Annotated in this window: 16 protein-coding genes; 2 read left to right on the top strand and 14 right to left on the bottom strand. The window is 52.8% G+C overall.

All coding sequences use genetic code 11. The features are described 5' to 3' along the window. Positions 1–45: 45 nt before the first annotated feature. The 5 genes from EX31_RS01625 to EX31_RS01645 are packed head-to-tail and all read right to left on the bottom strand — an operon-like array spanning position 46 to position 6,334. Positions 46–2,004 carry a ClpP-like prohead protease/major capsid protein fusion protein gene (locus EX31_RS01625; protein WP_037033233.1) on the bottom strand — a complete coding sequence of 653 codons (1,959 nt, stop codon included), beginning with the start codon at positions 2,002–2,004 and terminating at the stop codon, positions 46–48. Positions 2,005–2,053: 49 nt separating this feature from the next. After that, a complete protein-coding gene (locus tag EX31_RS01630; protein ID WP_037033002.1) occupies positions 2,054–3,532 on the bottom strand; it encodes a phage portal protein in 1,479 nt (492 codons plus the stop codon). After that, on the bottom strand, positions 3,529–3,747 hold the full coding sequence (locus tag EX31_RS01635) for a hypothetical protein (protein ID WP_037033004.1): 219 nt from the start codon (positions 3,745–3,747) through the stop codon (positions 3,529–3,531). The genes EX31_RS01630 and EX31_RS01635 overlap by 4 nt, the downstream gene beginning before the upstream one ends. Continuing rightward, a complete protein-coding gene (locus tag EX31_RS01640) occupies positions 3,744–5,846 on the bottom strand; it encodes a phage terminase large subunit family protein (protein ID WP_037033006.1) in 2,103 nt (700 codons plus the stop codon). Before EX31_RS01640 ends, EX31_RS01635 begins: the two co-directional genes overlap by 4 nt. Beyond that, the gene (locus EX31_RS01645; protein WP_037033009.1) at positions 5,846–6,334 is read right to left on the bottom strand and encodes a DUF1441 family protein; all 489 of its coding nucleotides are present in this window, start codon (positions 6,332–6,334) and stop codon (positions 5,846–5,848) included. The genes EX31_RS01640 and EX31_RS01645 overlap by 1 nt, the downstream gene beginning before the upstream one ends. A 393-nt stretch (positions 6,335–6,727) precedes the next feature. Between EX31_RS01645 and EX31_RS01650 the strand changes: the two genes are divergently transcribed. Further along, positions 6,728–7,105 carry a hypothetical protein gene (locus tag EX31_RS01650; RefSeq protein ID WP_156106951.1) on the top strand — a complete coding sequence of 126 codons (378 nt, stop codon included), beginning with the start codon at positions 6,728–6,730 and terminating at the stop codon, positions 7,103–7,105. Between the two features lie 408 nt (positions 7,106–7,513). Here the strand turns inward: EX31_RS01650 and EX31_RS26535 are convergent, their stop codons facing one another. The 6 genes from EX31_RS26535 to EX31_RS01675 form a co-directional block, all read right to left on the bottom strand. Further along, positions 7,514–7,717, bottom strand: coding sequence for a DUF551 domain-containing protein (locus EX31_RS26535; RefSeq protein ID WP_072012248.1), 204 nt, complete (start codon positions 7,715–7,717; stop codon positions 7,514–7,516). A gap of 90 nt (positions 7,718–7,807) precedes the next feature. Next, a complete protein-coding gene (locus tag EX31_RS01655; RefSeq protein WP_037033013.1) occupies positions 7,808–8,011 on the bottom strand; it encodes a hypothetical protein in 204 nt (67 codons plus the stop codon). A gap of 62 nt (positions 8,012–8,073) precedes the next feature. Beyond that, complete coding sequence (locus EX31_RS01660) at positions 8,074–8,331, bottom strand: hypothetical protein (RefSeq protein WP_037033015.1); 258 nt, start codon at positions 8,329–8,331, stop codon at positions 8,074–8,076. Positions 8,332–8,341: 10 nt separating this feature from the next. Continuing rightward, the gene (locus tag EX31_RS01665; protein WP_037033016.1) at positions 8,342–8,848 is read right to left on the bottom strand and encodes a lysis protein; all 507 of its coding nucleotides are present in this window, start codon (positions 8,846–8,848) and stop codon (positions 8,342–8,344) included. Beyond that, complete coding sequence (locus EX31_RS01670; RefSeq protein WP_081925112.1) at positions 8,841–9,404, bottom strand: lysozyme; 564 nt, start codon at positions 9,402–9,404, stop codon at positions 8,841–8,843. Before EX31_RS01670 ends, EX31_RS01665 begins: the two co-directional genes overlap by 8 nt. Further along, complete coding sequence (locus tag EX31_RS01675) at positions 9,373–9,642, bottom strand: phage holin family protein (protein WP_013575116.1); 270 nt, start codon at positions 9,640–9,642, stop codon at positions 9,373–9,375. The genes EX31_RS01670 and EX31_RS01675 overlap by 32 nt, the downstream gene beginning before the upstream one ends. Positions 9,643–10,547: 905 nt before the next feature. Between EX31_RS01675 and EX31_RS25075 the strand changes: the two genes are divergently transcribed. Then, the gene (locus EX31_RS25075) at positions 10,548–10,763 is read left to right on the top strand and encodes a KTSC domain-containing protein (RefSeq protein WP_072012249.1); all 216 of its coding nucleotides are present in this window, start codon (positions 10,548–10,550) and stop codon (positions 10,761–10,763) included. Between the two features lie 209 nt (positions 10,764–10,972). Here the strand turns inward: EX31_RS25075 and EX31_RS01680 are convergent, their stop codons facing one another. The 3 genes from EX31_RS01680 to EX31_RS01690 are packed head-to-tail and all read right to left on the bottom strand — an operon-like array spanning position 10,973 to position 13,222. Next, a complete protein-coding gene (locus EX31_RS01680; protein ID WP_037033021.1) occupies positions 10,973–11,371 on the bottom strand; it encodes an antiterminator Q family protein in 399 nt (132 codons plus the stop codon). Positions 11,372–11,385: 14 nt separating this feature from the next. Next, positions 11,386–12,399, bottom strand: coding sequence for a DUF968 domain-containing protein (locus EX31_RS01685; RefSeq protein ID WP_037033023.1), 1,014 nt, complete (start codon positions 12,397–12,399; stop codon positions 11,386–11,388). Positions 12,400–12,409: 10 nt separating this feature from the next. Beyond that, the gene (locus EX31_RS01690; RefSeq protein WP_037033025.1) at positions 12,410–13,222 is read right to left on the bottom strand and encodes a KilA-N domain-containing protein; all 813 of its coding nucleotides are present in this window, start codon (positions 13,220–13,222) and stop codon (positions 12,410–12,412) included. Between the last annotated feature and the right edge of the window lie 96 nt (positions 13,223–13,318).

A 13,318-nucleotide genomic window follows, 5' to 3' on the forward strand; every position in this document is an offset into this window, starting at 1 on the left:
TATAAAAAAAGCCCTTACGGGCAATCGGGTAACGCGGGAGGAGGATTACTGGCCGGAGGATTTCACCAGACCGCGGTAATCGAGCGGCGCAACACCGGCATCAATGCGCACTTTCGTCGCAATACCGTCAGAACTGAACCCCTCCTGCTGATCGATGTAAGGCAGCTCGACACCGTTGAGATAAGCCACCTCGATGGTGTCCATACCCTGAGCAGCGGCCAGGTACCAGGACTTGGCACTGTTATCGTCCAGACGCGGTTCGCCGATCACCGTCGCAAAGTTCTGGATCGGGTTGATGATACCGGCGTTAACGTCGGCGCCTTTCACGCTGGCAGATTTGATGGTCTGGTTTGCCACGGTTTCGAGGGCGGTTGGCACCAGCAGGAACGCCGGGCGGATATTCAGGGTACGGCCGGTGGTTGGCTCTTTCTGAACGCGCATCAGCTGGCGGCCCGCATCCAGATTCGTGACGTCAATGGCACCGGTTGCCAGGTTTTTATGATCGCTGCTGAACAACGCCTTACCGTCTGACAATTTCGGGTTACCGGTCAGCACGGCATACACCAGATCGCCGATGGTGGCCTTCGCGGCGCGGCCCATTTTCATCGGCACGTCGGTCAGCTGGTTCAGATCGTCGTTGATGATGGCCTGACGGGTAATGGAGAAAATTTCACCGTAGGTGGCCAGCGCAATGGTCTCGCTGTTATCGGTGGTCGTGACGTATTTGTATTCCGCCCCTTCGCGTACCTTACGCAGCGACGGGAAGCCGCCCAGCCCGACGCGGTGCGCCGTTTTAAAGTCAGAGAGCTGCCCTTTCTTCGTCCAGGCTTCAAAGGTCTCCTGTGACTCTTCCCAGCCTTGCAGCAGAGATTTGTTCGCCACATCCAGCAGAATATTGCCAAAATCCGAGGTGGTGTGCGTCATCGCCAGCCCCACCATCTGCATCGGGTTATAAGCCGCAACGCCGACGCCGCGCTCGGTCAGCGACATGCGCGCATATTCGCGCAGGGTCATGCCGTTATACACGTTGTCATTCTGCCGGTCTTCGTAGCCCGCGCGCGCCATCAGCGCCTGACGGATACCGTCGCCGGTGAAATTCCCGTTGCCGGCGTGAATGTGTGCATTGTTGCCGTTTTTATTGGACGGGCTGGCATTTTTCCCCAGCATCACCAGCAGCTTGTCCTTGGCCTGATCGACCGTGCAGTCGATATCTTCAATGCATGACGCCTGTAATTCCTGATGGCGGCCGCCAAACATCGCGAACAGGTCTTTGATCCCCGTGACGCGCTGTTTCTGGGCGGCAATGACCTGATTGCGGATGGCGTTTTCATCCAGCGCTGCGGGGCCAGGAACAACAGGCGCAACAGGTGGATTCTGCGGTTCCGGCTGATTCTGAGTCGTCGCTTTCGGCTTGGTGATCATGTTTTTCAGTGCGTTTGGCATAGCGTCGAATTCCTCGATACGTTTTGAATTAATGCGGGCCATTGCCTGCACCGCGGTAGAAATCTGGTCAGCAAAACCGTGCTCAAGGCACTCCTGCGCGGTCATCCACGTTTCCTCACCCAGCATCAGGGCAAGTTCGTCAGGGGTTTTGCCGGTTTTTTTGGCATAGGACGGGATCAGCACGGCCTCGACCTTGTCCAACAGGTCAGCATAGTCGCGCATGTCGTTGGCATCGCCGCCGGTGATCCCCCAGGGCTTGTGTACCATCATCATGGCATTTTCAGGCATGATGATGGGATTGCCCACCATGGCAATCACCGAGGCCATTGAGGCGGCAAGACCGTCGATATACACGGTTTTGCTCGCCGTATGGCTGTTAAGCAGGTTGTAAATGGCAATGCCGTCAAAGACATCGCCGCCCGGCGAGTGGATATGCAGATTGATATGGTCCAGATCGCCCAGCGCTTTCATGCTGCTGGCGAACTGACGGGCGGTCACGCCCCAGTAACCAATCTCGTCATAAATATAAATATCAGCAGTCTTGTCGCCACTGGCCTTCATGCGGAACCAGCTTTTGTCCCCCGCGGAGGCCTTAGGTGACACACCCAGTTTATTTCTTCGATTCTTTCGCACTGGCTTCCCCTTTATCGTTTGCCGGGTCCGTGTCGAAGACCAGACCTAACGTTTTGTTTTCGTCGACTTCCGCCTTGCGGCGGCGTTTTACATCGCCCGGATTCGCGCCGCGCGCCCTGACCCAGTCCCCTTCCGTTGCCGCACCGCCGCGTAACAGCACGCGCCAGGAGTTGGCCTCTTTCATCGGGTCAATCCACGGCATCACCGGCCCGCTGTAGACCGCATTAAACAACGTCGACATGTCCACATCGGGCGGTACGTCGATCACGCCCGCGGTGATCGCCATCTGCAACCAGCTGCGGTACATCGGTCGGGTCACGGCCGCAATAAATGCATCCTGAAGAATGCCGTAGCCTTCAAAGGACTCCACCAGCTCCTGACGCTGAGAACTGTAAGTGCCGTTGTAGTTCCGGGAGATGCTGGAAAAGCTGCTGCGGCTGCCGGCGGCCACCGCCCTGAGCTGCCCGTTGCGGAACGTCTCAAGGTTAGGATTCGGCCGGTCCGATTTAATCATTCCGATTTCTTCGCCGGGCTCCAGTTCATCAAAGAGCATCCCGGGCTCGATGTTGAGCTCGCGGGAGTCTTTGTCATTACCACCGGCATCGCCGTAGGATTGCCCGTCGCCTTTTTTCACGTACATGCCCAGCGCAGCGGCAATCCGGGCGGCCGTCAGTTCAGAATCTTCATACTCTTTCAGCGCACTCAGGCGGATCAGGATGCCGGACAGCAGGCTGTTTCCCCGGACCTGATGAAGACGGCGCATGAATTTGAGGTGCATCATGCCGTCTGCAGCGATTTCCTTGGTATTGCCCAGCGCAACGCCTGATGTCACCAGATTTTTGTAGACGACATACTTTGTCGGGCATCCCCAGTTGTTGAGATAGATCCCCTGACAAATCCCCTTCCCGGTATCGTTCATCTCCAGCGGTATGTAGTCCGGCTCCAGCGCCTCAACCCAGAAAGGGATGTTCGCCGTCGGGGTGAGTCCGGGCGCGGAACCCCGTACCATCTGGCCGAAAACCTCACCGTCGCGCAGCCAGGTTCTTGCCATCAGCCGCTCAAGAACGGGGCGGGTAAACTGCCCTGTCACATCGGGGGAAACAGACCACTCCGCCCAGGCTGACCGGATCTGTTTAGAGAGCTCATCGGCCACCAGCCCCGTTTTCAGGATGGGCTGGGGGTCAACCACAATTCCGCGCGCGCCGACGATGCGCTCTTCGAGCTTGTCCAGCAGGCCAATCACCAGATCGTGATTATTGTCCAGCCAGCGCGCCTGCTCCCTGATCGACCGGCCAGCAAACTGCGTGAGCTGGTTTGCGTTGCGGTTTTCCCGCTTCGCCCGGTGCGTGCGCGTCGGCAATGCCGCCTCGTAGGCATTGATTGCCACACGGGACCGCAACCGTGAGGCTTTCCAGCCCGGTGAAATCAGACCAATGGCATCATCAATCAGGCTCATCGCACGAACCTCGCCAGCCGGTACTGCGGTCGCCCGCGCTGCGCCGCCAGCAATGTGCTTAACCGGCGCTCCCAGGCTTTCCGCCCTTTCTGGATTTCACTGAGGTTCTCCATCGTCATGGACTGCCCGTTAAAGGTAATGGATTTCCCCTGCAGAACGGCGCGTTCAGCGGTCATATACTGCTGGATCATGTCTTCAATATCGGCCTGATTCATACCCAGCCTCCTGATGTCGATGGCGCCCAGGCAGAGGGTTTCTCCTCTTTCTTAGCGCGGGTTGTTTTCGGTTTTAGATGATTACTGCGGGGTTTCGGTACGGGTGAATCAGAAGGTGCTGGCGGATCGGACTGTTCAACGGGGAGCGCCCAACCAGGCGGTTTTTCCCAGTTTATCCGCTCGTACCCGCGCAAAATCACCAGCGCATGGGCGTATACCATCAGGTCAAAGGCTTCGTTCGCCCCCTTCCCTGGCTTCGTCCATTTGCCGTCAGTGCCCCTTTCTTCATAGGTCAGTTCGTCATAGAACCACTCCCCCAGCCAGTCAGGAAAGTGAACGTAGTTAGCCCCCGGCGTATCGCGCTGAAGCGCGTTACTGATCCGGTCTTTGAGCATATTGGTCTGTAGCAGGTAGAGCGGGACGTCGCCGCGGGCTTCCGCCCGGCGGTTAGGACGGTCGGTATTGTCCGGCAGTGACTTGGTGATCAGCTTGCTGCGCGTGGTGCTGTCTCCTTTGAAGAGATAAACACGTTTGTGTACGCCATCGCGGCGGCATTGGCGCCAGAACTCATAGGCATTACCGGTCACGCCGTCTTCACCGCCGGAGTCCACGGCCATCGCCAGCACGGGCAGGGAAACACCCGGATTGCTGTTGAGTGGCCACTCTTTATCCAGCACGTCGGTGCGCAGCAGGTTCCAGTCTTCCAGATAGCCTGCGGGGTCAACTGGCAGACTTTCGCCGTTCGGCCCGGTGCGCATCGACTGTTTGATGTTGTACCGGTCGACAATCCACCGCTCACCATGCGCCCCATAACCGATCACCTGCACCACAAAGCGCCGGTTGCGGCCGCCCTGCACGTCAACGGTCGCCACCAGAAAACGCACACCGTCGGGCACCGTACGCTTGGTTACCACGGTGGCGCGCGCCATAAGCGTTTCGGATTTCCGCTGCTCGACGCTGGACTGTGGAATATAAGGCAGGCCCCAGTCAGTGTTGATCACCGCTTTCAGGGTTTCTTCACTGCCGTTGGCCTCATAATCCTGCTGGGCAGAAAGCAGCTTATAGACCAGTTGGGACAGGGTCTGATATGCCGCCGCTGGGCCTTCCATCCAGAAAGAAGCAATGCGGGAACGTCTCGCGGTACCCGTAATGACACCATGACGGTCAATCTGCTCACCGTCGCGCAGCCAGACGCCTTTCTGATTGAGATCGCGCTTCTGGTCTGCCGTGATTTCTCCCCGGCAATGTGGACATTCAATGAATGCCGCCTCGCTGGCAACCACCGGATCGACAATATTCTGATAGCCCTGCACCACATCTTTCGCCGGTTGGAAGTGTTCGCCGCAGTGCGGACAAGGCCAGTACCAGCGTCGGCGATCGCCGCGGTTATATAATGAAAGAATGCCGGTGGTCGGCGGGGCTTCATGAAGTGAACTGCGCCGCCACTTGGTATCTCGGATATCACGGCCCGGTGAACTCTCCACCAACGTCATACCGGATGACATAAATGTCGTGGTACGTTTTGAGGCCAGTGTGAAGCCGTCCCCTTCTCCGTCGATGTCCTCGGGAAAGCGGTCATAGTCCGTCAGCGCCACGCACTTATAATCGGACGACGACATGATGTTAATAGAGGGCCAACCGATTTTAAGGTAGTTACCGGCGCGAAACGTTCGGTCGTAGACGTTGTTGTCATTACGCCGGGGGCTCAGGCGCTTGGCGACTTCCGGGCTGCTGCGGAAAGTACGGTCGAGACGCTTTTTGCTGTGTTCGCGCGCTTTCTCTTCAGTCATCTGAATAAGCAGCATATCGGAGGGATCGCAGACAACGTTGTAGACTATCCAGCCATCAATCAGGCCGATGGTTTTACCCGTCCGGGACGGTCCGACGAAAATCACGGCATCGTATTCACGCGATGCCAGACAATTCATAGGTTCAATGACATACGGAGCCAGATTCGGATCCCAGGGAACGGAGTTGCCGGCCCCCATCGGTACACGCATATATTGGCTGACCGCATCGGCAACCAGCATACGCCGCGGGGCGCGAAGTATTCCTGGTACATCTCTCCGGATGCCACGCGCTGAAGCCCGCTTTGCCATCAGTCCTCCTCAGACGTCTCCTCCTCCGGTTCTGCGTCAATGACCTTCTGCGCAATCTGGTCACGCAGATCATCAATAATATTTTGTACCCGCATCACGGCAGACGGCGGCAGAGCACAATCTCGCTCGAGCACGTCCGGCAACGTTTCCAGCACCTGAACGACGGCTTTCGCCATAACCGAAAATTCTCTTGCCACATCTTCCGCGGGGATTAGCTGCCCCATGCTCTGCTCAAAACTCAGCCGCTCATTCTCGGCCTTCCAGTGCGCCAGCCGGTCGGATGGCGTCATTTCAGCGACGTCACCTGACACCGTGGGGATCATCAATTCAGTCAACACATCAGTCACGGAAAATAATTTAAGTTTCGCGTTACTGCCCGGCGCGGGATCGACATTCTTCAGGCGCGCCGCGACGGTCTGCCGGTGCACGCCGGTGATCCCTGCAAGTTGATTGATGTTGAGTTTGAGTGAGGCGATTTCATGGTCCATGATGGTGAACACTTTTTAGACGATTCGACATCTTTGCAATTTGGGTATTAATAAAATCAATAACCTGCACAGATGATGATGATGACCCTAGATCGCGAAAACTAGCCGTTTTCCGCGAGTCCGCCGCCCCGTGGCAAGGCCCCCTGCCGGGAGTACCTTTCTTTGCTAATCATTTCATTTGCAATCATTTGGAGTTGGCCTCCAGTCAAACCTTTTTTCTAAAGAAATTTAAATCCATGCCGATTGTATTTCTTTCAAAGGGGAGAAATTATGTTTTGTTTTTTTGGTGTAGATCTCGACTTTCCGGTCTTAGCTATAATCATTTTGATACCCTTGTACTTGTGGAGTTATCGAATCAGTCACAAATATGGGATGTTTACATATGTGAACAAAATGAAGAAGGATGTTTCACTACACTTAAGGCCCTGTAAAACGCCAAGAAATCCCTCTGGCTCTCCGCGCATCATGTCTTCTTTGAGGGATGTGATCCGTGAGCTCAAACGCAAGGGTTATGAAAGCGTCACGTTTGAATCTCATCTTATTGATGAGCGAGCAATGCTGATGCTTGAGAAACTCTCAATCAAAGAAAAAATTGTCCTTTTACCTGCTTTATACAAACGGACACCGCTGATTTTTAGGATCATGATCCCTTTAATTACTCTGATATGTAAAAGAAAGATTATGTCTACGAATAAGATGTCAGCGGTTGTTAGAATTCAGCTCCAACCAGAAAGAGATATGGAAATATTCCTAAGCAGAAAAAGTAAATAAACTTCAAATTATCCATAATTGTAGGCCTGTTGGGCGTAGTGTTGGCAATGCTAATTCGCGCCCCCGAATTACACACAGGCACATACGGGACACCATCAATAGTGACCTGCATAAATGCTCCTGATTAATTACTGTTTCTCGATGCGAACGTTACCGTGATGGGTTTGCCGCTTAACTTCGCTGTTCTCTGCAATCATGCGGTCTTGTTCATTCAAAACAGCGGCGATTACTACACCCTTTTCATCATCAGCTGTGAAACAACGCTTGATCTCTTCGCCGTCGAGATAAACTTTGATGCGTGTACAAGGATGAATTCTTATCTATGGATCATCGTCCAGAACTGTTAATCGCATATCGTTCACCTTTTGGCAGACATAAAAAACCGCTCGGAGGCGGCTTGTAATCAAACTATTCTGCGGGGGGCGCAGGTAGAGGAATCCAATGTGTCACTTCAATACCGTGGTACTCAGAATTATCAATGAACACTGTTGTTGAGAAACCATCTAAGGGTGAGTAAGTTGTCACGCCAACGCCCTTTGCTGTATTGACGATAAACCATGAGATCATTTTAGTGGTCTCCGGCTTTTTAAATTTCACTGAAGTCCAATGCATTTAAAAATCTCCACCTTTTAAAAGTTACGAAAACATTATAACAGGCACTCAGTGAATGCCTGTGCGGTAATCACACTTATTTAATCCAGATTAGTAAATGAAGTCGTCGGTTCCCAGGTGGTGTGAGCCATAATGAGCGCGATAATCCTCACCTAATAATTCGGCTTTTGTCTCTGCAACATCTTTAGTCGCATACACGCCAGCAAGATGCCAAGGCGCATTCCTAACAACGCCCCACCCCATTACCCAACCGTCATTATCTAAGTCTGGTTTTAATCCATCTGCTACAAACATGTGTATCTCCTTTAGGTATTCAGAGAGCATGTTATGAAACAAGAAGTAGTAAATAAACAGACTTATTCAAAGTTTGCAAAGATGCTCATCCACACAAGGTCGCTTCGGTTGTGCTCAATAAGCAGGTCGCCCTCTTCTGTAACAACTTCGTATGCCTTGTGATAAGGGGCAGAGCACCTGCCGTTGATCGTATCTTCCAATAGAACTTTACCTGATTGGATTACCTTAAATGAAACGGAGGACCCAGATTCGATACCGTCCTTATGAGTTTCAAAACCGATTAAAGTAACCACTATTTTTTTTGGTTTTTTACTCGCCATTATTTTGCACCTATTTTATTTCACATTGCTTAGCCACTTTGGTGATGTAACCCTGCAAATACTGGATCACTTGGTCGTCTTTGATGGCGCTGGCTCGGAGATCGAGAACAGCCCGTCCACCAGCGCCAGAGAGTTCGACTTGTGCTGCATCGCCCAAGCTGCCGGTGCCGGAAGTGCTGTTCCCGCCAATCTGGCACGTGGCAAGGTTTGCCGCGGCGATTCGCACCCGGCGAGTACCAGCAACAACATCAGCGCGCAACTTCTCATTCTTGGCCTGTTCATCTGCCATTTCCTTCGTGTGTTTGGCATCCAACGCAGCCAGTGCGGTTTGTGCCGCTTCGGTGCGCTTCTTCTGGTTGGTCAGGTCAATCACGGCCTGATCGCTTTGTTTCTTCAGCTCTGCGGTGTGGGCTTCGTTCAGTCTGGAAACATCAGCATCCCAGCGTAGCCCTTCAGCCCACCACGTGAGAGCAATTCCAGCCACGAAGGCCAGTGCAATCGGCAAACTGTTATTCATCCAGCCCCCAGCAAGTCAGCTCGCTTTCCTGATCACGCCTGATGACCTGGCCAGCGCAGTTGTTCGCCCGAATTCGGCAATCTTTCCCGCCATCCCATATCCAGCGCTTAATTTCGGCGCATGCACCAAGTCGGTCGCCAGCATTAATTTTGCGATAGAAGGTCGACGAGAAGCATTTACCGGGACCGATATTCCACGGGCAGAACGAGGCGATCCCGACCTTCTGCGGCGGCGTCAGTGGTACATGAATATTTTTATCAACCCAGGCCAGCGCTTTGGCCTGCTCTGCTCTATCGATGGCATCACACTGCGTACGCGTCAATTTCATATCTTTAAATACAGGCTTCCCGTTCACATAAGCCACGCCGCCGCAGATAGTCCAGACGCCGCCCTGATCCTGATAAGCAATCAGGCTGGTGCCTTCTTTCTCTTTTTGGAACTGTTCCATCAGCACTGGTGCGCTTGCTCCAGCAGCAATCAGCGTCAGCATGGCGGCACTGAGTTTCGTTTTAAGGTTTGCCACTTCAGACCTCGCTGGTTTTCTGCGCGAGCTCATTAACAACCTGGGCGGTTGCAGATGGATTTTTTGCATCCACCTTGTCGGCGATTTCTTGAAGAATCCGGGTGCGCTTCATCTGTTCGCGACGATTCAGGAAGTACGTCAAAGCAGTAAAGAGCGCCCCGATCAGCACGCCAGCGATAAAGCCCCAATCCTGAAGGGATAAGCTTGCAAAGAAGGCCGTAATTCCAGCACCACCATATGTAGCGTTACTGTATTTTTCGTCCATTTTCATAGTCTCCCCCTCCGGTCAGCCGGTTGGGTGCGTAGTCGTGAGGAATTTAGCGGCTCAGTCCGTTTGCGAAAGGATGAATGGGTAGCTGATTGACTGGCCGCCAAAACAAGAAAAGGCCGCCGAATTGGCAGCCTCAGAAACGCAAAAACCCGCACATCAGCAGGTTTCGTAAGTAAGTTGTTGCAGTGGGCTCTACCGGTTACGCTCCGGCGTCGTTTAAGGATTTATCCGGTACGACCGTTCTTTTTGACATAAGTGATGAATTTGCATTCATGTTGCCCCACTGCAACGGCGCAGAAAATAGCACAGAGACCGAAAAACTAAAAAGCCTTGAGGACGGATTCGATTAACATTCGACTGAGCGCTGAAAAGTTGCGGTCACAACGTGATATCAGTGAGATTTCCAGCACTCATGCGAATGTGCTTTCCAGCCACTCCGGGTTATCCCATCTTCGTAGACTGAAAAGCAGTGCTATTAGGTGCTGCGGTGCCGGGTGCCTCCCGGTGAACCGCTGGTCAGCTAACCATGGTTCGCATTCCGCACAACGTGAGGCTGATAGCTGATATGCCCTACCGCATAGGTAGGATTCACCGCAACAATCAGAAAATATCACACCAGAGCAATAAAACACGCACTTTGTGTCTTTAGTTGGGACACAACTGAGCGCAGAAAGTTTGGGGATCGATAGTGCGTATCAATTAGTTTCCAAACGCTCATGCAAATGCGCTTTCTGAACGCTCCATGTATCCCATAATCACTGGTCAAAAACACTAATTTGCAGCGGTTCAGCGGCCAATCGAAGTGCTTCTGGGAGGGATTATGGGACTTGGGTTTTGTGCTCATTGCCTTATTCATCTCCTTTCGCATACGATAACAAAAAGCTATCCATTGTTAGGAAAAACAAGTGAATCGCCAATCCGTTAACTCATCAAGAGTCAAATCCATAGGTTACGATAAACAAAGCAAAGTTCTAGAAATAGAGTTTTTCGAGCTTGGTATTTACCAGTATATTGACGTCCCTTTAAGGATTTACGAAACTTTTTTAACCGTAAAATCCAAAGGTCGCTTTTTTGATGGAGTAATCAAGGATAAATACCTTTGTAAAAAAATTAATCATTAAAACACCATGCAAATAATCGAACGGAGGTGTGGCGGCCAGTAATTCACTGATAGGTCGTAAAACCAGAGTCTCGGTAATGTGCTTTGCCATTCCCCGGCTCATAACGATAAACCCCGCGTTAGCGAGGTTCGAATATTGTCTAAGTTTTGTGACTACGTGACCGACCTTATCAGACTACAAGAGTTTTTGCGTAGCGCACTAGAATTATTTTAAGCGACTTTCGCCACTCGGATTTTTTGGGTATAGGCGTCCATTTCCAACACGGCGCCGGTCATTGCCAGGCAACCATCAACGAATCCTTCCGCTACCTGCAACTGCTGGCGGATCAGGCCTTCACTCACCTTATACATTTTAGCTATTTTCCGTTTCGACAGACCAAAGCGATAATGCAGCATGATGAGTGTTACCTCTTCCGGTTTACGGACGGCAGCCAGACGACCTACTGCAGCATCTACAATCATGCCATCATCATCACAGCAGGATTCGACCTTGTTGGATTCAGTCGGCAACAGGCCTTTAAAGCCCGCCGCAATCGGTGACCAGTCCACGCCTGAATTATCTTTCGCCCACACGCCGTAACGAGCCAGCACCAGTTGAATATCACGCATTATTCTCTCCACACTTATTTTGCTTTGCCGGTTGCGATAACACCCATCGCCAGCGCGCGGTCTAATGTCTTCAGCACCAGAAATTCCTGTGCACCGTGCTCCTCTTCCCAAGCCGGGGTATTCGCATGAAGTGAGTCGTGACACCGTCTGCACAGCGGGATCACGAACAGGTCATGCGCTTTTGTTGCCATTCCACCAAATCCATTACCGGTAATGTGGTGCGGATCATCGGATCCGTTACCACAACCGCAGCATGGCTGGCGCTTTACCCATTGGGTGTATTTCGTGTTTTCGTACCGACGGGGCTTCGGAATACGGAAGTAGGATTCCGGTGTCTCCGGATCGATTGCCAGCGCCAGCACCGGTTTTATGTTGTTCGCCAGTTCTTCACGGGGTTGCTTCTCCCACGGGTTGACATCAGCCTCTTTACGCTGGCCACCGGGCGGGTTGTATTTCATTCCCAGCGCCGCGCAGACCACTTCTTCCGGCAGCAGGTTAACCACCCCTTTCGAAACCGCCCACCAGCACAATTCTGGCAAGGTCAGGTGACGGCCGTCAGGCAGGCCATACCGGTACCGGATTGCCTCAGTCACAAATTCGGCGGCGTTCGCCAGCGCGGTCGCATCCAGTTTTGGAGATTCTTTTTCCCGAAACTCATTGTCATGCGCCCAGCACAGACAGACCACGCCACGGCCGCGCGGAACCTGCACCAGCTCATGGTGATGGTATTCTCCGTTGTAATCCGGGCACTCGCAGGCGCGGTGGCGTTTAACCCACAGTGTCAGCGCCGCCATGCCGCCGACTTTGGCAATTACCGCCGGAGACGACAGAAAACCAGACAGGCGCGGATCACGCGAAAGTGACTGGGCCTCAACCGGTACCAGACCGTCAGGCATGGTATACAGGTCAGCGGGTTCGTTAGTGATCAGCAGGCGTTTACTGCTGAAGAACTTCACCATGTCCGCTGGCAGCGCGAACTGTACGATCCCCAGCTCCCTCTGAGGATACGGTTTTAACAATGCTCTCATTCAATCCCCGTTAGGCCGCTGTGGCCGTTACCATCAGCCTGATCAGTTCCTGAACCTTCGATTCATAGAAATGAGGCTGTGTTTCTCTTGGGTTGTTCGGGCTGGTTATGTTCTTCCCGTACTGCAAACCCTTCGATGTCACTGACCAAAACTGTTTCTCGCCGTTTTTGGCTTTAGCTGAATTGCTTGGTCGGGTGCGGCGTTCGACAATGCCCAGGCGCGCGAGGCGTTCATAGGCTTTAACGGGGGTGACAGGGATTAAATATTTTTTCAGGATTGAACTCAGGGACATTGTCGGGCGGCTGGATCCGTCAACGGCGTCGCTTGGGGCATCGATGGCGTAATCAGGCGTCAGGTTTGGAAGACCGGCGGCGGCCTGCAACTTCTGGCACGCGCCGAGAACTGAAGAGTTGGAGAGGTTAAGCTCTTTACGCATGAAGCCAAGCAGCGTAACACCGGCCAGCATCATGTCGTTGGCGCTGGAACCGCGGGCACTTGATGCAACGGCGTCAAAGGTACGGATAACTTTCAGGTTAAATGCAGCGCTAATCCACATGGCGTAAGCGTAAACAAGTTCTTTGCAAACGTATACGCCCTGGTTGTTGCCGCCATTTATTACTCTAAGTGGTTGATTTTCTTCCAGAGAGGAAATTCCCTCTCTGCTTAATTCTTGAACAAGCTCTTGAGTTTGCTTGTTCTTCATCCAGTCACTTGGGCGGTGCTGGACTTTGTACCCTGCGGCACGGTGTAAATCATTGAGGCAGTAGCGGCCATCTTTATCCAGACGAACAGAAACACCCTCAATTACGAGTAACTGATTCATAGATCACTCCACACTTTAAGTTTTAATGACTCCCTTTCGGCTGCACACCGACTGCACAGAGAGCGTTCTTTGCACCAAATAAACCTACTTTGATTT

The sequence above is a fragment of the Rahnella sp. WP5 genome (assembly GCF_000745615.1).
Taxonomy (GTDB): Bacteria; Pseudomonadota; Gammaproteobacteria; order Enterobacterales; family Enterobacteriaceae; genus Rahnella; species Rahnella aceris.